21 protein-coding genes and 1 tRNA gene are annotated in these 21,109 nt (G+C 48.2%); 18 read left to right on the forward strand and 4 right to left on the reverse strand.

Features of this window, described 5'->3' with window-relative positions; all coding sequences use genetic code 11:
* Both SOI44_RS07120 and SOI44_RS07125 read left to right on the forward strand, forming a co-directional pair.
* Nucleotides 1-180 (forward strand): hypothetical protein (locus tag SOI44_RS07120; RefSeq protein WP_331348519.1); only part of this gene is annotated, 180 nt, incomplete at its 5' end.
* Nucleotides 181-243: 63 nt separating this feature from the next.
* Nucleotides 244-1,941 (forward strand): phospho-sugar mutase, encoded by a 1,698-nt coding sequence (locus SOI44_RS07125; protein WP_331348520.1) that lies wholly within the window; start codon nucleotides 244-246, stop codon nucleotides 1,939-1,941.
* Nucleotides 1,942-2,043: 102 nt separating this feature from the next.
* On the opposite strand, the gene SOI44_RS07130 is transcribed toward SOI44_RS07125, so the two are convergent.
* Nucleotides 2,044-2,517: an SseB family protein gene (locus SOI44_RS07130; protein WP_331348521.1), complete on the reverse strand. Its 474-nt coding sequence runs from the start codon at nucleotides 2,515-2,517 to the stop codon at nucleotides 2,044-2,046.
* Between the two features lie 123 nt (nucleotides 2,518-2,640).
* Between SOI44_RS07130 and SOI44_RS07135 the strand changes: the two genes are divergently transcribed.
* The 7 genes from SOI44_RS07135 (at nucleotide 2,641) to SOI44_RS07165 (ending at nucleotide 10,780) form a co-directional block, all read left to right on the forward strand.
* On the forward strand, nucleotides 2,641-5,043 hold the full coding sequence (locus SOI44_RS07135) for an HAD-IC family P-type ATPase (RefSeq protein ID WP_331348522.1): 2,403 nt from the start codon (nucleotides 2,641-2,643) through the stop codon (nucleotides 5,041-5,043).
* A gap of 93 nt (nucleotides 5,044-5,136) precedes the next feature.
* Complete coding sequence (locus tag SOI44_RS07140; protein WP_331348523.1) at nucleotides 5,137-5,994, forward strand: DegV family protein; 858 nt, start codon at nucleotides 5,137-5,139, stop codon at nucleotides 5,992-5,994.
* A gap of 41 nt (nucleotides 5,995-6,035) precedes the next feature.
* Nucleotides 6,036-6,293, forward strand: coding sequence for a YdbC family protein (locus SOI44_RS07145; RefSeq protein WP_331348524.1), 258 nt, complete (start codon nucleotides 6,036-6,038; stop codon nucleotides 6,291-6,293).
* 80 nt (nucleotides 6,294-6,373) lie between these two features.
* Nucleotides 6,374-6,520, forward strand: a complete 147-nt coding sequence (locus SOI44_RS07150) for a hypothetical protein (protein ID WP_331348525.1) — start codon at nucleotides 6,374-6,376, stop codon at nucleotides 6,518-6,520.
* 164 nt (nucleotides 6,521-6,684) lie between these two features.
* Nucleotides 6,685-8,313: a peptide ABC transporter substrate-binding protein gene (locus SOI44_RS07155; RefSeq protein WP_331348526.1), complete on the forward strand. Its 1,629-nt coding sequence runs from the start codon at nucleotides 6,685-6,687 to the stop codon at nucleotides 8,311-8,313.
* 113 nt (nucleotides 8,314-8,426) lie between these two features.
* Nucleotides 8,427-9,374, forward strand: coding sequence for an alpha-hydroxy-acid oxidizing protein (locus SOI44_RS07160; protein ID WP_331348527.1), 948 nt, complete (start codon nucleotides 8,427-8,429; stop codon nucleotides 9,372-9,374).
* Nucleotides 9,375-9,418: 44 nt separating this feature from the next.
* Nucleotides 9,419-10,780: an MATE family efflux transporter gene (locus SOI44_RS07165; RefSeq protein WP_331348528.1), complete on the forward strand. Its 1,362-nt coding sequence runs from the start codon at nucleotides 9,419-9,421 to the stop codon at nucleotides 10,778-10,780.
* Nucleotides 10,781-10,848: 68 nt separating this feature from the next.
* Here the strand turns inward: SOI44_RS07165 and SOI44_RS07170 are convergent, their stop codons facing one another.
* Nucleotides 10,849-11,685, reverse strand: coding sequence for a putative manganese transporter (locus SOI44_RS07170; protein WP_331348529.1), 837 nt, complete (start codon nucleotides 11,683-11,685; stop codon nucleotides 10,849-10,851).
* Nucleotides 11,673-12,806 (reverse strand): FAD:protein FMN transferase, encoded by a 1,134-nt coding sequence (locus SOI44_RS07175; RefSeq protein ID WP_331348530.1) that lies wholly within the window; start codon nucleotides 12,804-12,806, stop codon nucleotides 11,673-11,675. Before SOI44_RS07175 ends, SOI44_RS07170 begins: the two co-directional genes overlap by 13 nt.
* Nucleotides 12,807-12,975: 169 nt before the next feature.
* On the opposite strand from SOI44_RS07175, the gene SOI44_RS07180 reads away from it, so the two are divergent.
* From SOI44_RS07180 to cpaB, 9 genes are all read left to right on the forward strand, one after another.
* Entirely contained in the window at nucleotides 12,976-14,280 is a 1,305-nt protein-coding gene (locus SOI44_RS07180) for an RnfABCDGE type electron transport complex subunit C (protein WP_331348531.1), read from the forward strand.
* Complete coding sequence (locus SOI44_RS07185; protein WP_331348532.1) at nucleotides 14,277-15,779, forward strand: RnfABCDGE type electron transport complex subunit D; 1,503 nt, start codon at nucleotides 14,277-14,279, stop codon at nucleotides 15,777-15,779. Before SOI44_RS07180 ends, SOI44_RS07185 begins: the two co-directional genes overlap by 4 nt.
* A gap of 14 nt (nucleotides 15,780-15,793) precedes the next feature.
* The gene (locus SOI44_RS07190; RefSeq protein ID WP_331348533.1) at nucleotides 15,794-16,321 is read left to right on the forward strand and encodes an FMN-binding protein; all 528 of its coding nucleotides are present in this window, start codon (nucleotides 15,794-15,796) and stop codon (nucleotides 16,319-16,321) included.
* Between the two features lie 12 nt (nucleotides 16,322-16,333).
* The gene (gene rsxE, locus SOI44_RS07195; RefSeq protein WP_331348534.1) at nucleotides 16,334-16,996 is read left to right on the forward strand and encodes an electron transport complex subunit RsxE; all 663 of its coding nucleotides are present in this window, start codon (nucleotides 16,334-16,336) and stop codon (nucleotides 16,994-16,996) included.
* A 3-nt stretch (nucleotides 16,997-16,999) separates the two neighbouring features.
* The gene (locus SOI44_RS07200) at nucleotides 17,000-17,572 is read left to right on the forward strand and encodes an electron transport complex protein RnfA (protein ID WP_331348535.1); all 573 of its coding nucleotides are present in this window, start codon (nucleotides 17,000-17,002) and stop codon (nucleotides 17,570-17,572) included.
* 3 nt (nucleotides 17,573-17,575) lie between these two features.
* The gene (locus SOI44_RS07205) at nucleotides 17,576-17,782 is read left to right on the forward strand and encodes a hypothetical protein (protein ID WP_331348536.1); all 207 of its coding nucleotides are present in this window, start codon (nucleotides 17,576-17,578) and stop codon (nucleotides 17,780-17,782) included.
* On the forward strand, nucleotides 17,769-18,056 hold the full coding sequence (locus tag SOI44_RS07210; RefSeq protein ID WP_442914585.1) for a (Fe-S)-binding protein: 288 nt from the start codon (nucleotides 17,769-17,771) through the stop codon (nucleotides 18,054-18,056). The genes SOI44_RS07205 and SOI44_RS07210 overlap by 14 nt, the downstream gene beginning before the upstream one ends.
* A 67-nt stretch (nucleotides 18,057-18,123) precedes the next feature.
* Entirely contained in the window at nucleotides 18,124-20,181 is a 2,058-nt protein-coding gene (locus SOI44_RS07215) for a CocE/NonD family hydrolase (protein WP_331348537.1), read from the forward strand.
* Between the two features lie 44 nt (nucleotides 20,182-20,225).
* On the forward strand, nucleotides 20,226-20,969 hold the full coding sequence (gene cpaB, locus SOI44_RS07220) for a Flp pilus assembly protein CpaB (RefSeq protein WP_331348538.1): 744 nt from the start codon (nucleotides 20,226-20,228) through the stop codon (nucleotides 20,967-20,969).
* Between the two features lie 37 nt (nucleotides 20,970-21,006).
* Here the strand turns inward: cpaB and SOI44_RS07225 are convergent.
* Nucleotides 21,007-21,083 (reverse strand) — tRNA-His (locus tag SOI44_RS07225).
* Between the last annotated feature and the right edge of the window lie 26 nt (nucleotides 21,084-21,109).

A 21,109-nucleotide genomic window follows, 5' to 3' on the forward strand; every position in this document is an offset into this window, starting at 1 on the left:
CGTTCCAAACCATCTCTCCACACCCAAATAATATATGATTTTGGTCAAGACAGCTACCGAATCCCCTTTGAAAAGCCCGTCAAAAAGGGACGTTTCAATGAGAGGGATCCTTCAATGAAAATTGACCGACAGCAATGTTCACATTACTACTCATTTTTATCCAAAGAGTCATCAGGCTGATGCAGGCACATCTGAAAAAATGCTAATATATCTGCAGAGTAAGAAAGTTGAGGAATCATTAACATGAAGAATGCACAGGAGAGATACCAGCAGTGGCTCGATACGCTGGGACAGGATGATCCTTTGCGCAAAGAGCTGGAAGCCATCAAGGATGATCCAGCAGAAATTGAAGACCGGTTCTATCAGGATCTGTCTTTTGGCACCGCCGGTCTGCGCGGTAAGGTAGGCGCCGGTACCAACCGTATGAATATCTATACGGTAGGCCGTGCTTCCCAGGGTATTGCGGATTATATCGCTGCCCATGGCAAAGAAGCGATGGACAAAGGAGTGATCATTGCCCATGATCCCCGCCATTTCTCGAAAGAATTCTCAGAGCTTGCCGCATCTATTTATGCCGCAAAGGGAATCAAAGTCTATGTCTTTGATGATCTGCGGCCAACCCCGGAGCTTGCCTTTTTAATTAGGAAACTGCATACCACATCCGGTATCAATATCACTGCCAGCCACAATCCGAAAGAATACAATGGCTACAAGGCATACTGGGAAGATGGCTGCCAGGTATCCAGTGATATTGCCGATGGCATGACAGAATGCATTGAGAAAGTTGACATGTTCCATGGCGTGCATACCATTCCGTTTGCACAGGGTGTCAAAGATGGCACCATCACTGTGCTGGATCACAGCTATGACCGCATGTATCTGGATGCCATTGAAAGCCTGGCCATTCACCATGGCGATGAGCTGGATCTGTCTATTCCGCTTGTGTATACACCGCTCAATGGCGCTGGTTCCAAACCATTCAGACAGATGCTGAAAGACCGCGGCTTTACCAACTGGCAGATTGTACCGGAACAGGAAAATCCGGATCCTGATTTCACCACCGTCGGTTATCCGAATCCGGAAGATCCCAAGGCCTTCCGTATGAGTGAAGAGCTGGGCAGAAAGAGCGGGGCAGAACTGCTGATGGCAACCGATCCGGACAGTGACCGCTTTGCCATTGAAATCCGTGATGATAAAGGAAACTACATTCCGCTCAATGGCAACCAGACGGGTTATATCCTTGTTAATTATATTCTGGAAGGACATAAGACTGCCGGCACACTTCCCACAAACGGTGCGATGGTCAAGTCCATCGTGACTTCTGATCTTTCTACCCGCATTGCCAGGGCATATGGAGTCAGAATGTTTGAATCATTAACCGGATTTAAGAATATCTGCGGCCGTATTCCGGATCTGCAGAAGCAGGGATATACGTATCTCTTTGGTTATGAGGAATCCGTAGGCTATGCGGCACATCCGGAAATCCGTGACAAGGATGGCATCTCTGCCGGTATGCTGGTGGCAGAAGCAGCTGCCTATTACCGCAAGCAGGGCAAAACACTGTTTGATGTTCTGGATGAGATTTATCAGAAGTATGGCTATTATGCTGAAGCAGAACCAAACATCGTTCTGGAAGGCATCCCAGGTGCCCAGCGCATTTCCCGCATGATGGCATATGTCAGAGCCAACCTGCCAAAGGAAGTGGCTGGCATCCCGGTTGTCAAAGTCATCGATTACAAAGATGGTTATGAAGATATTCCGGCCAGCAATGTGCTTCGCTTCTTCCTTGCCAATGAAAGCTGGTTTGCCATCCGTCCTTCCGGAACTGAGCCGAAGATCAAATTCTACTTCTACTCCATGCAGAAAGACAGAAAGACGGCTCTGGATGTGAACAATGCCATCAAGGATGACATTCTGACCATGATCCAGAATGTAAAGTAGCAGTACAATATCTTCTCAATGAAAGGACCAAATGGTCCTTTATTTATAGAGAAAGAAAAAATGCAACAAAGGATAGCTGTATTGGATGGCAGCTATCCTTTGTTATGCCTGTATGAATGGGCTGGTATTGTATTGGTTCAGAAGGTTTGTTAACAGGGGAAGATCCAGAACAAGATCATCTTTGCCAGGGTTGACAACGGCTGCTTCCACACTGTGGTTGATGGAAAGGAAGGATGCCAGGTCAACAATGTCTGCCCAGTACAGCTGCATGTGTTCATCAATCTTACCTGGCATATACTGCATCATTTCTTCACAAGAGAAGACAGGCAAGTAACGTTTGCCATCTGCCTGCAGCAATGTGACATGGCTGATGTGGTCAGCTGGCACTTCTGGTGATCCGCTCATTTCCGGCACCGGCTGTATGGCGACAAGGAAATGGGAAGAGGAAACGGCTGCGGCAAGCTGCTGCAGCACTTTCTGTTCTCCTTCCGGTGTCAGAGGCAGTCTTCTTTGGTCCAGCAGTAACTGCAGCTGTTTAGGGTTCTGGATTTGTTTATTTTCATCATGTCTTTTCATGCTATTATCATAACATTCATGCGGGACAGGTTCTGCTCATTTCAAACAATTGTGATCATCTGTCCCTTCGATGCATTTCACAGTCTGCACTTTCCGGCATTACAATGAAGGTGGTGAATGGATATGAGTGAAGAGAAAATTGAAATGAGGGGACTGCGTCAGGATGAGGTTGACAGCCGCATCCGGCATGGCCTTGTCAATAAAACGGCAGAGAGCGGCACCAAGACAAAGAAAGAAATCATCCGGCGCAATATTGTAACGCCGTTTAACCTGATCTTTATTGTGCTGGCAATTTTGTTACTGATTGCAGGAAAATATACGGATATTACGTTTCTTGGTGTTGTCATCTGCAATACCCTGATCGGTACCATCCAGGAATTGAAAAGCAAGGAAGCCGTGGATAAGCTGACTATCCTTTCGGCTCGTAAATATCCGGTCATCCGGGCGGAAGGCAGAATCGAGATTCCCAGCGATCAGCTTGTGCGTGATGATGTGGTAGAACTGTGCGGCGGAGATCAGATTCCGGCTGATGCTGTCATTCTTTCTGGCAAAGTAAAGGTCAATGAATCACTGCTTACCGGTGAGGAAGACGACATTGAAAAGACAATTGGTGATACATTGCATTCAGGTTCTGCCTGCACAACTGGCAAATGTCTTGTCAGACTGACCGCAGTCGGAGATGAATCCTATGCATCGCGTCTGTCCAAGGAAGCTACCACCAATGTCAAGATTGCCAAAAGTGACATGATGCGGTCTCTTGACAGGTTGATCATGGTCATCGGTTTCATGCTTGTGCCGATTGGCATTCTTCTGTTTTGCAATGAGTATCTGACACTGCATAACAGTTTTGGTGATGCCATCCAGTCCACCGTAGCTGCTTTGATCGGTATGATTCCGGAAGGTTTGTATCTTCTGACTTCGGTTGCATTGGCTGCCTCGGTATTGCGTTTGACCCAGAAGCGGGTATTGGTACGGGATCTGAACTGCGTTGAAACACTGGCGCGTATTGATACGCTGTGTGTGGATAAAACCGGCACCATCACGGAACCCGGTATGAAAACAGAAGCCTATGAAGTGCTGGATCCTTCTTTGTCAAAGCCAGAGTTTGTGCAGATCATGAGTGCTTATGCCAATGCGTTTGCACAAAGCAATGAAACCGGTGATGCCTTGAAAGTATTCTTCAAAGATGATCCGCACTGGCAATGCACGAAGATTGTGCCGTTTACTTCTTCAATCAAGTATTCTGCGGCCTCATTTTCCAATGGTGTTTCCGTAGCAGTGGGTGCCCCGCAGTTTATCTATCGGGAAAAGATGGATGAAATCAAACCAAGGCTTGAGCCGTATGTGAGAAAGGGCATGCGCGTACTGCTGGCGGTAAAGGTGAATCAATTAGATGGTGGTGTGATTCACGCTGAAGATGCTAAACCACTTGGCTTGATCATTCTTTCCAACAATATTCGTAAAAATGCAGCGGACACCTTTGCCTACTTTGCCAGACAGAAAGTACGTGTGAAGGTCATCTCCGGTGATGATCCGGAAACAGTTTCCCGGATTGCTGCACAGGTGCATATTCCCCACAGTGAAAGCTATGTGGATGCCTCGACATTGAAGAGTGATGAGGATATTGCATCGGCAGTTGCGAAGTTTACGGTGTTTGGCAGAACGACACCGTCTCAGAAGAAAAAGATGGTGGTGGCACTGCAGAAACAGGGCCATCATGTAGCCATGACCGGTGATGGTGTCAATGATGTGCTTGCCTTGAAAGAGGCAGACTGCGGTATTGCCATGGCCAGCGGTTCTGATGCGGCCAGCCAGATTGCCCAGCTTGTGCTGCTGGATTCCAACTTTTCAGCGGTGCCTGACATCGTTGCCGAAGGCAGACGGGTCATCAATAACATTGACCGCTCCGCCCGTCTGTTCTTAAGCAAAAACATTTTCTCTGTGACGCTGTCCATCATGTGTGTGATTCTGAGCCTGTCCTACCCGCTCAAACCGCTGCAGCTGTCCTTTATCAGTGCTCTGACCATTGGCATCCCGGGCTTTTTCCTGGCTATGCAGCCAAACGATGGCCGCATCAAAGGACATTTCCTGTCCAATGTGCTCTATCATGCATTCCCGGGCGGCCTTTGTGAATTAATTCTGATCGGTGGATTGAATGTGTATGCCAGTGTCTTTGGTTTCTCGGAAGCAGAAGCCAATACGATGGCAGTGATTACAGCCATGACAGTTGGTCTTGTCATCCTGTATCATGCCTGCAAGCCGTTCAATCTGTTCCGCGGCATTGTCTTGGCAGGATGTGCGGCCGCAGCTGTCTTCTGCATTGTTGTCTTTAACAGCCTGCTTTCTTTAACACCTTTGTCACTGCAGGCCATCATGATCTTCATCCTGTTCATGTTACTGACATATCCAACCATGCAGGCAGTGCGGTGGACCATCCGCAAACTGAACCGTCTGTATCACTGGATCCTGGATCAGATCAGCCGTGTGCGCAGACGTTTTTCCAGAAAGGAATCTCAGACAGCCTGAGGTTCTTTTTTTTGATTGACAGCCAGAGCAGAGGCAGGTACACTATCCATCATCATGCGACAAATCAATAATAATGTCGTAACGGAGGAAACTATGATCAGAATCTTTGTGGACAGTGGCTGTGACCTGACCCAACAGCAGGCCAGCCAGCTTGGTGTTACCATCCTGCCACTGCATGTGCGCTTTGGCGAGCAGGAATACCTGGATGGTGTGACCATGACACCGGATGAATTCTATACAAGACTGATAGAGACAGATACATTTCCTAAAACATCACAGATTCCACCGTTTCAGTATGAGGAAGCGCTGAAGAGTGAAATGCAGACAGGGGATGAAGCAGTTGTTCTGACGATTGCCTCCCGTCTTTCCGGCTGCTATCACTCTGCTTTGCTTGGCACAAAAGAAATCCAGAATGTCTATACAGTGGACAGTGAGTCATGCAGTATGGGTGAGCAATTGCTTGTGCGCAAAGCATGTATATACCGTGATCAGGGGATGGGTGCATCTGAAATTGCTGCACATCTGGAAGAAGAGCGCAGTCAGATCCGGATCATTGCCCTTTTGAATACACTGGAGTATCTGAAAAAGGGCGGCCGGATCTCTGCTGTCAAAGCCATGGCTGGCAGAATGCTTGGCATCAAACCGGTCATTCAGATTGTACATGGCGAAGTTTCCCTGCTTGGCACGGCCCGGGGTTCCAAAAGTGGCGGAAACCTGCTGATGCAGTATGTACGTCAGGAAGGACTGGATCTTTCTGAACCATTTGGCATGGTGTATTCCGGCTTTGATGATCATATGCTGCAGAAATATATCAAAGATTCTGCGTGCTTGTATGAAGGAAAGGATCCTTCTTCCTTTCTGATTTCACGCATGGGTGCTGTGATTGGCTCCTATGCTGGCAATGATGGCATTGGCTTTGCCTTCTTTGCCAAAAGTATTGCATCAAAGTGATACAGGCATGTATCATGTGAGAAAAAGCAGGAGGAATAACGATGGCAGACAGTGAATTTCATTATGATATCGAACAGTCTTTTGGCACCGTCAGTAAGCGTGAGGCAAAGACGGGCAGTGTATATACCAAGGAATTGAATCTGATCAGCTACAATGATGGTGATCCGGTATATGATCTGCGCAACTGGTCTAAGATGAGTGATGGCACCCGGAGGATGGGCAAGGGCATCACCTTCTCGCTGGATGAGCTGAAAGAGCTGAAGAATCTGCTGAATGATATGCAGGATCTTGAAGACTGAGCATCAGATTTGAATTGTATGAGATCAACTGCTAATATATCATCGTAAGCATTCAAGCATTACAGAAAGGAAATAGAATTATGAATCGTAAGAGTGATGTTTTTGTTGTTACTTACGAGACACAGAATTCTGTTGTCCATGCCTATATGTCTGAAGTTGATTTCCACGTATTGAAAAATCTGGAACATAATGGTCAGATCAGAATCATGGACCACAAAGTATTCTGAGTCTTGCAAGCAGGGATGGCCTGATGGTCATCCTTTTTATTTTGTAACAATTTACATTAAGTGAGAAAATAATTTCATGTATGTTACAGAAACCTCTTGCATTTTCTTGAGACCATGCTTTGCAAAGACTACACTTGCGCTCATAGAAAGAGAGGGAAAGTGTTATGCATGCAAGAAGTATTGGCTTTCTAGGTCTGGCGGCTTCACTGCTGGTGTCATGTGGAACATCCGCAGCGTCTGCGCCGTCTTCATCGTCAACATCCGGCAGTACCAGTCTGGTTACGATTGCGGTGGATGCGGACCTGAATACGATGGACTATGAAACAGCAACCGATGGTACATCGTTTATCATGCAGGGACTTTGTGAATCCGGCCTGACAGAGCGTGATGAAAATGGACAGGCCCAGCCGGATCTGGCAGAAAGCTGGGATGTTTCTGATGATGGCAAGACGTATACGTTCCATTTGAGAGATGGCATCAAGTGGTCCAATGGTGATCCAGTGACGGCAGCTGACTTTGTCTATGGATGGCAGCGTCTTGTGGACCCTGCTACGGCATCGGAATACAACTTCATTGCCTCGGCAATTCATGTAGAAAATGCGGATGAAGTCATTGCCGGCACACTGCCGGTCAGTGAACTTGGCGTTGAAGCCACGGATGATCAGACATTTGTCGTACATCTGAGCCTGCCATGTTCCTTCATGCTTTCTTTGATGAGTTTCCCGTCTTTCTTCCCGCTGAATCAGAAGTTCTATGAATCAGAAGGCGACAGCTATGCCCAGAGTGTGGATGATCTGCTGTACTGCGGCCCCTATACAATGACCGACTGGGAGACTGGCAACCAGTATACCTTTACCAAGAATCCAGATTACTGGGGCAAGGATACAATTTATACGGACCAGATCCGCATCCGCTTCCTGCAGGATACCCAGTCTGCTGTGCTGGAATATCAGAGCGGCAATATTGACTTTGTGACTTTGACAAGTGAGCAGGTGGATGCCATGAAGAATGAGGCTGGCTTTACAACCAGAATGCAGGGTTCTTCCTGGAGACTTGCTTTTAACTTTACAGATGAAAAATTCCAGAACAAGGATCTGCGTGAAGCCATCTCCAAGGCGATTGACCGTAAGAGCATTACCGAAGATGTATTAAAGGATGGTTCTGTGCCTGCTGAAGGATTCATTCCCCAGCAGTTTGCCCCGGATTCCAACGGCACCTATTTCCGTGATACCGCTGGTGATCTGATTGTTGAAGATGTAACAGAAGCACAGGCTGCCTATGCAAGGGCAAAACAAGCCCTTGGCGGGGATGTTTCGATTACACTGCTGTATGATGACTCTGAAGAGTGCAAGGCAGTGGCAGAAAACCTGCAGTCACAGCTGCAGACCAACCTGCCGGGCCTGACGGTTTCCCTTGACAGCAAGCCAAAGAAGACAAGACTGCAGCTGATGAACAGCAATGACTATGAAATCGGCCTGACCAGATGGGGACCGGACTATGATGATCCTCAGACCTTCCTGGATCTCTACAAGTCCAATTCTCCTGGCTACACAGGATCTTATTCCAACAGTGAATATGATGCTTTGCTGGATGCGGCTGAAAATGGTGATGATGCCTCAGATCCCCAAGCGCGCTGGAATGATCTGATCCAGGCTGAGAAAGTACTGCTGGATGATTATGGCTGTGTACCGATTTATCAAAATGGCGGTGCCCTGATGATCAATCCGAAGGTGAGCGGCTATATCCTGAATGTCAGTACAACCAGCTACCGTCATGTAAAGAAGGAAGCCTGATAAAGATAGAGAGGCTGATGAGACCCTGCTGCATTTAATTTGCGGCAGGGCTTTCTTATGCATGAATATGAGAAACAGGGCTACAATGGAGAAAACAAACAGGAGGAAAGATCATGAGTGAAGAGAAATGGCCGGGTCCCAAAGGGCTGATTCCGGTAACAGATGGCAGGGAGGATGATGCCAATGTGCATAACAGGCGTTATCTGGATCATATACTGGTAGAGATGCGGGTGATTGACAGTGTGAAGCCGGATCTGCATACAAAGATCTTTGGACGCACATACGATACGCCGCTGATGATGCCGGCATTCTCGCATCTGAATAAAGTAGGTGAAAGTGGCAGGATGCCAATGGAGGAATATGCCCTTGCGGCAAAGCAATTGCATATGCTCAACTGGGTCGGCATGGAATCGGATGAAACCTTTGCTCGCATCATGGAAACTGGTGCCGATACGGTGCGTATCATCAAGCCTTTTGCGGATCATGATACGATTCTGGAACAGATTGATTTTGCCTGTGACCAGGGTGCCGTGGCAGTTGGCGTGGATATTGATCATATTGCCGGCAAAGACGGCGGCTATGATGTGGTCGATGGCATGCCATTGGGTCCGGTATATTTCGCGGACCTCAAGGCATATTGCGAGCATTCTTCTGTACCATTTGTGGCCAAAGGTGTTTTAAGTGTGACCGATGCTGTTAAGGCCAAAGAAGCAGGATGTGCTGCCATTGTTGTTTCTCATCACCATGGCCGTATTCCCTGCGGCATGCCGCCGGCAGCCATGCTCAAAGATATAAAGAAGGCACTGGAAGGCAGCGGGGTTGCCATCTTCTGTGACTGCGGCCTGGCCAGCGGAGCTGACTGCTATAAGGTCCTTTCCCTGGGTGCAGATGCTGTATCTCTTGGCAGAGTGATTCTCAAGCCATTGCTGCAGCAGGGTGCAGAAGGGGTCATCCGTACGGTACAGCAGTTGAACAACCAGCTGGCAGAAATGATGATGTATACATGTGTTCCGGATACATCAAGCTTTGATGCCAGTGTGCTGTATGAAAAACAGTTGTAAACAAAAAATCACAGAACTGTAAAATTCTGGCTATAATTGCAGCCATGGAACAAAGTGCAGAACAACAGTATAACCGGATGGTGAAGACGCCGGTATCTAAATTGATTCTTTCTCTGAGTGTGCCGACCATTGTTTCGATGCTGGTCACCAACATCTACAACATGGCAGACACATACTTTGTCGGCACGATCAGCACCAGTGCTTCTGGTGCTACCGGCATTGTCTTTGGCTTAATGGCAATTCTTCAGGCCTTTGGCTTTATGTTCGGCCATGGTGCCGGTTCCAACATTTCAAGAAGACTGGGTGCCAGAGATTTTGAAGGCGCCAGACAGTACAGTGCAGTCAGCTTCTATCTTTCGATCTTTGCGGGTCTGATCATCATGGCTCTTGGCCTGATCTTTATCAATCCGTTCATGCGGCTGCTTGGCTCAACCGAAACCATTCTGCCTTATGCCCGCACCTATGCTTTCTATATCCTGATTGCCGGGCCGGCTTTTACTTCCAGCTGCGTGATGAACAATATCCTGCGCTATGAAGGAAAAGCGTTCTATGCCATGGTTGGCTTGACGGCAGGTGGTATATTGAACATCTTTGGGGATGCTCTGTTAATCCGTGTTTTCAACATGGGCATTGGCGGTGCCGGTCTTTCAACTGCGGTATCCCAGTACATCAGTGCCGTAATTCTGTTACTGCCATATTTACAGGGCAAAACACAGAGCCGCATGGGCTGGTCGTATTTCAAGCCGACCAAAGAAGTAACAACAAATATTATTGCCGTTGGCATGCCATCTTTGATGAGACAGGGTCTGAACTCTGTATCCATGATGGTATTGAATACATGTGCTGGCGGTTATGGCGATGCGGCTGTGGCTGCCATCTCCATTGTCAACCGGATCATGAACTTCCTGTTATGTGTTTCCATTGGCATCGGCCAGGGCTTCCAGCCGGTATCTGCTTTCAACTACGGGGCAAGAATTTATTCCCGCGTAAAGAACGGTTTCCTGTTTGGCTTGATCCTGGGTACCATCATCATGGCAATTCTTGGTGTTACCGGCATGTTTGCGGCTGCTCAGATGGTAGCGTTCTTCCGCAACGATCCGGAAGTTATTGAGATCGGTATCCATGCCATGCACAGGCAGTGTCTTGCCCTGTGGCTGGAGCCATTGTCTGTCTTTGGCAATATGCTGTTTCAATCCATCGGCAAAGCCAAAGTGGCAACTTTCCTTGCCGCATTGCGCAGCGGCCTGGTCATGATCCCGGCTGTTCTGTTATTAACCTACCTGTTTGGCTTGAGCGGACTGGAGAGTGCCCAGGCCGTGTCAGAAGTGATCTCAGCCCTTGTTTCACTGCCGTTTATCATAACATTTCTGCATCATCTGCCGGCAGATGGTACATATTCCTATTAAATAAGATAGTAAATAACCAGATCAAAAGAAAAACGGTGTCATACCTGTATACAGGCAGACATCGTTTTTTAGAACAGATGCAGAATCATGCCGGTCACAAACGATACTGCCCAGACATAACCCACGATCTTGAAGTTATTTTTCATGTTGGGATTGACACGGAACAATACCATCATGCCAACACCGGCATTGGCAAGCAGACCTGCGGCAACGGCCGCAAATGGAATCATCTGGTCCAGATACATCTGTGTCAATAACAGAGAAGAAGCACAGTTCGGGATCATGCCAATCAGGGTGCATACAAGCACAGAACGGCTTGGATATCTTGAAACGAAGGTTCGCAGTGTGTCCATGCCAATGAAGTCAACGGCACCATTGAGCAATAAGGTGATGACAAACAGCCAGATGGAAATGGTCAGTGTATGCATGATGGCAGAATGCAGAATGCCATGCTCACAGTCACAGTGTTCTCTTTGACAGAATGATTCCACATCGATGCGGTCATGCCGGCTGAAAAAATCGGCCAGATATCCGGCGATGATAGCTGTGATCACTTTGACTGCCAGCAAAGGAAGAATCTTGCCTGCCGGGGCATGAGAGGAGATCATCAGTGGCAGCATTTCATCACTGGTGGAAAGATAGACAGCTGCCAGGGTGCCTGCGGAGATGACACCGGTCGCATACAGACTGCTGGCTGCGGAAGAGAAGCCGCATTCCGGTACGATGCCAAACAGGGCACCTGCCAGCGGCGCAATCTTCCGGTGATTTTCCAGAACATGTTCAAACTTCTTGCCAGTTTCATGCTCCATCCATTCCAGCACGAGGTAGGTCACAAACAGAAACGGAATGATCTTGGCAACATCTGAGATGGTGTCAAGCAGAATGACTTTGATTACTGCTCCCATGTGATCACCCCATCCAGTCCGTCCGTCCAGGCAATATAGAAGCCCATGTGGTCTTTGCCATTTTTTGCTTCAACTTTATGGTCTTCAGACATGACCCAGATTGCATCGGCGTGATTGCCGGTTGCTTTTTCATATTCATCCAGCACTTTCTGGCCGTCTTCCATGGACAGTGTGAAGAGTGTCGTACTCAGACAGTCAGCGGCACTGGAATCCTTGGTAATAATCGAAACAGAACGATAACGGTCGGCAGGGTAGTTTGTTTCCGGATCAATGATGTGATGGTACTTTTTGCCATCGGTGGCGACATAGTAGCGCTCATAGTCACCGGACGTGACAAAGGACCAGCTGCCTGTTTCCGAAACGATGATCAGCTTGTCTTCACCATCCGGGTTCTGGATGCGCACCCGCCATGGCGAGCCATCCGGCTTGGCATTGATCGTGCGGTTGTTGCCGCCGGCATTGATGGCAATTGTGCCAATGTCATCTTCTGTGGAAAGCTTCTGGGCAATCTGCTCGGTGGCATAGCCTTTGGCAATGCCGCCGACATCAATGGATACAGAGGCATCCGTAATATATACGGTATTGGCAGAATCATCGATCTCAACCTTGTCCCAGCCTTTATGGGTGGCAGCCTCAGCCAGCTCACTGTCGGTGGGAAGAGGCCCCTGTTTGTTTTCCTGATTCAGCGTGATGCCATTTTCCCGGTAGGTATGCCATACATTGAGCAACGCACCCATCGTGATATCAAACTCGCCATCACTCCATGTATAGAACTGCTTTGCCTCTTTGAGCATGGCAATGATCTCAGGATCCACTGTGACCGGGGCAACACCGGCATTGTCATTGACGGTCTTGAGATTGTTCATGCCGTCGTAGTTGTTGTAGATATCAAACAGATCGTTGTAGTGGGTGAACAGACTGACCGCTTCATTGAAGTGTTTTTCAGAAGCGTCTTTGTCCTGGTTGTATTCCTGATAGTAGAAGACGGTGTCAAAGCCGGCATCGGTAGAGACGTTGGAATACAGGGGAACGTCACTGCTGGATGTACTGGCACTCTGCGTGGAAGAACATCCGCAAAGAACCAGTGAGGCCAGGCCTGCCGCAAGCAATATTTTTTTCATAGCGTAGGGATTATAGCATGTTTTTACACATTTCATGTGGAATCTGAATGATGGGTAAAATGTGTGTGAAATGTGGGATCAGATTACAACTGACCATGCATTGTCTATTTGACAATTTGCTAATAATGCTATAATGTTCACGATTGTTTAAGGGAAAGGAACTGAGGATATGTCACTGTTTACAGGACCGATGCATCGTCATCTGGATGGACATAAGGATCTGACCCTGACTGCAGAAGTCAACAGATCCATTGACCCGGATGTAATTTACATTCCGCTGGTCAACGGCAATGCGCCGTGTGCGCCTTGCGTGAAAGTCGGAGATGATGTCAAAGTCGGAACGAAGGTTGCTGAACGCAATGATCACTTTTATCTGCCTCTTTTCTCTTCCGTTTCCGGTACGGTAACGGGAATTGAGAAGCGTATGACCTCTGGTCTTACGATGGCAGACCATCTTGTGATTCAGAATGATCACAAGCACACGGTTGAAAAGCCGTTTGCACCGCTCGATTATGAGAAGGCTTCCTGGGAGGAGCTGCAGGCATTCTGCAAGAATGCCGGTATGCTTGGCCTTGGAGGTGCGGGCTTCCCGACATACGTAAAGTATGCCGATCCGAAGAACGTCGAGCAGCTGATCATCAATGCGGTTGAGTGTGAGCCTTATCTGACTGCAGATTATAAGAATATTGAAGCAAACATGGATCTTCTCAAGACCGGTGTTCTTGCTTTCTGGAAGCTGGCCAAAGCCAAGAAGGCATGTGTTGCCATCAAGGAAGACAAGGTCAAGCAGATTGCTGCTCTGAAGCAGACATTCGAGGGTACGGGTGTTGAAATCCGGATTGTGCCGAATGTGTATCCGATGGGCTGGGAGAGAACTCTGGTCTATGAGGTTACAGGACGCCGTTATGACAAGCTGCCGATCCAGGCTGGCTGCATTGTCAACAATGCCACGACAGCCATTGCATTTGGCAATGCGCTGACTAACGGCATGCCGATCACCCACAAGTATGTGACGGTGTCCGGCGATGGTGTCGGCCATCCGCAGAATGTATATGTACCGGTTGGCACAACTGCTCATGACATCATTGATGCCTGCGGCGGCTATACAGCTGATGATGTATATCTGATTGCCGGCGGACCGATGATGGGCCGTACCATCACCAAGGATACATTCTCAATTGCGCCGCAGAACAATGGTCTCACTGTTCTGATTAACAAGCCTGAGGATGAGGTTGCCTGCCTGCGCTGCGGCAGATGCACGGAGAGCTGCCCGGCTGGTCTGGAACCTGTTCAGATCGCCGCTGCTGCCAAGGGCAGAGATCTTGAGGCTTTGAACAAGCTGCATACGATGGACTGCATTGAATGTGGTCTTTGCAGCTACGTATGTCCTAGTAAGATTGCTGTGACGGAGAATGTCCGCACAGGCAAGAGACTGATCATGATGCAGATGAAAAAGGCAGGTGCTAAAAAATGAAGCTTTCGTTCCATGCGTCTCCAAACTACAGAGACAGCAAGTCAACTTCTGAGATCATGCGTGATCTCACGGTGTGCCTGCTTGCCGTTCTGCTGGCCGCCATTGTTTATTATGGCGGCTTCTATGGCGTCAACTATGGAGTCAGAGTAGCCTGCATGGCCCTGACCGGTGTTGCTGCGGCAATGATTACCGAAGCACTCTGGTTCAAGGCTGTGCACAAGGATGTCAGATCTTCTCTGCTGCATTCCTATGGCTGGATAACAGCTCTGATCATGGTACTGATTTCCAAGATTGACGTTTCCTACTATGCCATCGCCGTTTCGACAGTATTTGCCATCATCTTTGGCAAGATGGTCTTCGGCGGATTCGGCCAGAATATCTTCAATCCAGCTGCCTTTGGTGAAGCCATCATCATGAATGGCTTTGCCAGCTCTACCAATGCTGATTTCACAACAACTGCTACCCCGATGGCAACTATCAAGAGTGCAGGCTGGGTCATGAAGGGATCTGATTTCTCTTCCTTCATGTCACAGTATGGCGGCTTTGGCAAGATGTTCCTGGGTTATTATCCAAGTGTGATCGGCTCCACAAGTGCGCTGCTGATCATCTTGTGCTACATCTTCCTGGTTGTCCGTCAGGATATCAACTGGAGAACACCGCTTGTCTATGTTGGCTCCATTGTGGTTATTTCGCTGATTGCAGCTGCGATCAATGGCAATGCCGTGGGGACGGTTCTGCTCAACGTACTGGCCGGCGGCACACTGTTTTGTGCTGTATTCATGCTGACAGATCCGGTGACTACACCAGTGACGATTCCGGGCAGGTACATGTTTGCAGTTGGCGCAGCTGCTTTGACCTGCATCATCCGCTGGCGTGCAAATCTGCCGGATGGCGTTCTGTATTCCATCCTGCTGATGAACATGCTGACACCGGCCATTGACCGTGCATGTGCAGGCAGCCAGATCAAGGATGCCAAGAAGATTGCCAGAACAACTCTGATTGTCAGCGGCATCTGCCTGGTCATTGCTGTGGCTATGGGTGCTACTGTCAAGCCGGCTGCTTCTGAAAGCACAGATTCCACAGCTTCCACATCATCTTCTTCCACAAGCACAGCAGCAGCTTCTGCATCTGCTTCTGCTTCGGATACCGGCATTGCGCTGAATGGTGATTTCAAGGACAATGAAGCAACCTGTGAAGAGCAGTCCGATGGTGTCTATGCCTGCAAGGCAAAGGGCTTCGGTCTGATCAACAACATGGGCGGCAATTATTCTGAAAATGAAGCAACCATCACAGTCAAGGATGGTAAGATCGAATCTGTTGAGGTTACCAAGTTCGGTGATACCAAGGGTGTCGGCGATGCGGCTGTGACAGATGATGCTCTGGCTGCCTACAAGGGACTCACTGCGGATGACAGTGTGGATGCTACATCTGGTGCAACATACACATCAACATCGATTGCTTCAATGGCTGCAGCTGCACTGGCAGCTGCCGGAAAGTAAGGAGGTAGAACAGAATGAACAAGGACTCAAGTACCTATAAAATGATCCTGCTCGGCATTGTGTGTGCTGTGTGCGGACTTCTGCTTTCTGTTGCCAATTCTCTGACAGCACCGGTCATTGCCGAAAACAAGATCGCTGCCATCAAGTCTTCCCTGCAGGAATTCTATCCTGACTCTGACTTCGAGGATGTCACAGACAAGTATCTGTCTGAAGATACAACCGGCCTGATCGACAATGTCTATGCAACAAGCGACAATTCCGGCTATATCTTCAAGTGCCATGGCATTGGTTACAACTCCAACGGCCTGACCTTCCTGATCGGCTTCAACACAGATGGTTCTGTTTCCGGCTTCAAGGCTCTGGAACAGAATGAAACCAATGGTGTTGGTTCCAAATACTTCGACGATGACAATGTGAAGAAAGTGGAAAGCATCAAGATCGGTGACGATATTCCGATGATTTCCGGTGCCACACTGACATCTACTGCCGTCAAGAATGGTATTCTTGCGGCTGAAGATCTGTTCAATAAGATCAATGGATAAGGAGGCTGAATCATGAGTGAAAAGAATCCTGAGAAAAAGGAAAGCTTTATCCACAAGCTGCTGACACAGAACCCTGTATTCGGCCTGTATCTTGGCATCTGCTCCACACTTGCCATCACCACAAGCCTGAACAACGCACTGGGTATGGGCATCGCCGTTATGGTTGTATTGACCCTGTCAAATATGCTTGTTTCCATGGTGCGCAATATCACACCGGATGATATTCATATCCCGGTTTACATTGCCATCATCGCAACATTGGTTACCGTCATTGAAATGTTCATGCATGCTTATACAGAATCCCTGTATACAGCACTGGGTGCATTCCTTGACCTGATCGTTGTTAACTGTATTATCCTGGGACGTGCTGAGGCATTTGCCTGCAAGAACCCGGTTGGTGCTTCCGCAAAGGATGGCCTGATGATGGGCTTTGCCTACACATGCTCACTGCTTGCCATGAGTATCATCAGACAGATCCTCGGTACTGGCGTACTGTCTCTGTCCAACCCGTTCACCAACCAGGTGATCTTCTCCCTCAGACTGATTCCGAAGGGATATGAAATCAGTATTCTGACAGCACAGACCGGCGCATTCTTCACATTTGCCTGCCTGGCTGCTGCTATTGCCATTTACAAAGAGAGTTCCAGCAAGGCCTCCAATGGAAAGAAGGACTGACAAATGAATCTGTTTACACTGTTTATCAGCGGCATGCTGATTAATAACATCATCCTGACAAAGTTCCTTGGCATGTGCCCGTTCATGGGTGTATCCACCAAGCTTGATTCTGCTGTCGGTATGGGTGCTGCTGTTATCTTCGTCATCTTCTGTGCATCCGTTCTCTCATGGGCTCTGTACTATGGCGTCCTGGTTCCGCTGGGACTGGAGTACATGGAGCTGATCTGCTTCATTCTGCTGATTGCTGCATTCGTTCAGCTGGTTGAAATGTTCATCAAGAAGAAGGCTCCGGCCCTGTACAAGTCTCTTGGTATTTATCTGCCTCTGATCACGACAAACTGCACCGTGCTCTATGTCGCCATGGATAACATCACACAGAAGTACACACTGGCTGAAACCATGGTCAATTCCATCGCTGTACCGGCAGGCTTCATGCTGATGCTGGTCATCTTCGCTACCATCCGTACAAGACTTGCAACAAACGATCTTCCGAAAGCATTCAGAGGCAACCCGATTGCATTTGTCTGTGCCGGTATCATGGCACTTGCCTTCAGTGCTCTGGCAGGTTTGGTTTAATTCATGAAATACGTTTATGCAGTTCTGATTGTTGTTGCTCTGTTCGCTCTGGTCGTCTGGAGCTATCGTGCCAACAAGCGGACACCGGTCCCGCCTGGATGCGAGAATCTGCATCCGGACTGCAAGGCCTGCGGCCTGACTGATTGCGAACTGCGCAGCAATGTTCTGAACAAAATTGAGGAGGAACTGAAGAAAGATGGAAATTCTTAAGGCATTCTTGCTGATGGTGATCCTTGGTGCAGTCATCGGCTTATTCCTTGGCATTGCCGGTAATAAACTGGCTGTCAAAGAGGACACAAGAGTTGCAGATCTGCTTGCTATGCTGCCGGGTTATAACTGCGGCGGCTGTGGAAATCCTGGCTGCTCCGGCATGGCCGAAGCACTTGTTTCCGGCAAGTCTCATATTGAAGACTGCAAGCCTTGCAAGCCTGATCAGCGTGCAAAGATCAAGGAATACATGAAGGAACACGATCTGGCTGCTTAAGTCAGAGATAAGATCTGTCAGTGATCTGGCAGATCTTTTTTGTTACCATAGATGCGAGGTGAAACACATGAAACCAGTATTTGAAAACGGCATTGCCATGCCGGTCTTTCCGTTTACTGATGGAAGGCAGTCAGGATATACAAACGCAGACAGCAGTATACTCCGCTTCTGTGTCTATGTGGAAACAGACTATGATACGGACATGGATGGCAGAAGAGACCGTGTCAAGGCACTTGTACAGGTACCCAGAGCTGCGATGGAAGGTGATTACAAGGCACCGGTTATTTATGAGGCAAGACCTTACATTGCCGGAACCAGGGCAGATTCTTATGAGGCGATGAAGCGCTTTGCAAAAGAAAAGGTCGAACCGCTTGATTTCAAACGGTCCAACCCGGATCCTACCATCCCATCAAAAACAATCACAAGTCTTGTTCAGGCAGAGAATGCAGAACAGTCTGACTGGTATTATGAAGATCCTTTAAGCAAAGGTGCAATGTGCTATGAGGATCTCGACTGGTATGACAGCTATCTTGTGCGCGGATATGCAGTCGTATCCTGTGCTGGCCTTGGTACAAGAGGATCAGAAGGTTTCAATGGCTGCGGCATGTATGAAGAAAAGATGGCCTTTGCCTCAGTGATTCAGTGGCTTCATGGTGACCGTAATGCCTACACATCACTGACATCTGATATTGCTGTTACACCGGAATGGTGCAGCGGCATTGTCGGTATGACCGGCCGCTCCTATGGCGGTACGATGCCCTATGCCATTGCCTGTGAAGGTATCAACGGACTCAAGACAATCGTTCCAGTGGCTGGCATTGCCGACTGGTATTCCTTTTTGAACCAGCAGGGAGCACAGCGTTACTGGCCAAAGGAAATGACTTCTGCCTGGCTGGATCTGTACTGTATGTCATCCCTTGATGAACAGACAGAAAAAAGCAGACAAGATAAAGCAAAGCAGTTTCTGGACTGGCGTATCCGTGAACAAGCAAAAGACGGCTTTGACTACGGGCCATACTGGGAAGATTCCAACTATTATGAGCACAGTGAGAAACTGAACTGCTCTGCTTTGATTATCCATGGCCTCAATGATGAAAATGTCTCCACCAAACAGGCAGAGATGATGTATGACTCCTTCAAGAAGCACAACCTGCCGGTATCCATGATCCTGCACCAGGGACATCATATGACGCCGGATATGCCGGCAGGGCATTATGGCATGCGTGTTGATGGAAAGGTTTATGATGATCTTGTCAACGCCTGGTTTTCAAAGGAACTGTTTGGCACAAGAGTTGAAAAATTTCCCACACTGCTTGTACAGAACTGCCACGATGGAAACAGATGGGACGAGTATCCTGAATATTTCTCAAATGAACATACAGATGGAAAAAGTGCTGTGCAGGGATATAAGCAGATTTCTTCACTGCTGGAAAAGCATGGCGTCAATGCCCATAACTATGAAGAAAAGCTGTGTCTGGAAGAATGTGATGCGGCAATCCGTCTTGTCAGTGCACCGCTTGCGGAGGATGTGCTGCTGAAAGGATCAGCCAAGGTAACATTTGATGCGGCTCTGACGGATCTGAATCCGGATTTTGCCAAGAATGTCAGTGATGCGGATGACTGTACTTTTGCCTTGGGAAAAGACAGACTGACATGTGATGATCTCAAGCTGACCGTGATGCTGGCAGATGTTTCTGAAGAGCCATTTGACAGCTTTATGTGCCATGATGATCTGCGTACAGAAGTGGAAACAGCACTTGTCAAAGAAAATGGCATTGATCTGGGCGGTGGTTTTACGCTGGATGAAAAGAAGCTTGTGCCAACGCACAAATGCTATAAGGTATTTGCCAGAGGCTATCTGGATCTCTGCAATCCGGATGCTGGTTATCTGCCATCTTCCGCACAGGGCCATATTGCCTTGCAGAAAAATGAAATGCATACGTATACCGCCTGGCTCAATCCGGATGTCTATACAGTTGAGAAACACCATCATCTTGTGGTACTGATTGCCACAGAGGATCCGTGCACAACGCTTGTGCATAAGGATTATCAGGTATTGGTTGATCAGGGAAGTATCAAGACGCAGCTGCCAGGAAGAACAGGAAAAACAATTCAGATAAAATAGGGGAATCTGCCTTCTGCACGGCCATAGAGAGGCAGGAGGACAGTATGAAACTCTATCAGAAAGTGCTTTTGATCATTGGCTGTGCCATCCTGCTGGCTCTGCTTTGTGTGTATGGCATCCGTATCTATGCACACCAGCAGATTAATCTTGTCAATACATGGATGGCTGCTCATGACATTGCCCCACGTACAAAAATAGATGTGGATGATCTAGTCAGTGTAAAGATTCCGGCTGCTTATCTTGGTGATGCGGCTGTCATCAGGAAAGAAGAGATTATTGGAAAATATACAGATCTGCAGGGTAAAATCCCTGCTGGATCTTTGTTTTACAAATCCATGCTGTATGAAGAGACAGATCTTCCGGATCTGCCGGCGCTGCTGCTGAAAGATGGACAGGCTGTTTATTCTATGAATGTGGACCAGAGTGATGCCAATGGGCTGGCATCCGGGCAGAGAGTGAATGTTCATGTGGCAATTGAAAGGCGGGATGGACCGCCATTGACCGGTGCCTTGATTCAGAATGCACGCATTCTGACAATCAAGGACCACAATGGCCTGCTGGTGGATGATCCCAAAAGCTCTCATATTCCTTATCTGCTCACTCTGGCTGTGGATGTAAAAGACATTGATCTATTGGCTCTGGCGGAAACAACAGGTAAGTTAAGGCTGTATGCAGGCAGTGACAACGCCTATAACAGTGAGATGGAAGCTGCCAGGGCAGACAGTGCCGCCTGCAGTTATCTTCTGTCCATGTTGGAAACAGCAGATATTCAGGAAAAAGGAAACTAAAAAAAAGAATGGCTCATCACCATTCTTTTTCACACAATGGGGCGACTACAGGGACTCGAACCCTGGGGTGCTGGAGCCACAATCCAGTGTGTTAACCAACTTCACCATAGCCGCCATGCGCAGGTAATATGATACCTGAA

It is taken from the genome of Lactimicrobium sp. (assembly GCF_036453465.1).
Classification (GTDB): domain Bacteria; phylum Bacillota_I; class Bacilli_A; order Erysipelotrichales; family Erysipelotrichaceae; genus Bulleidia.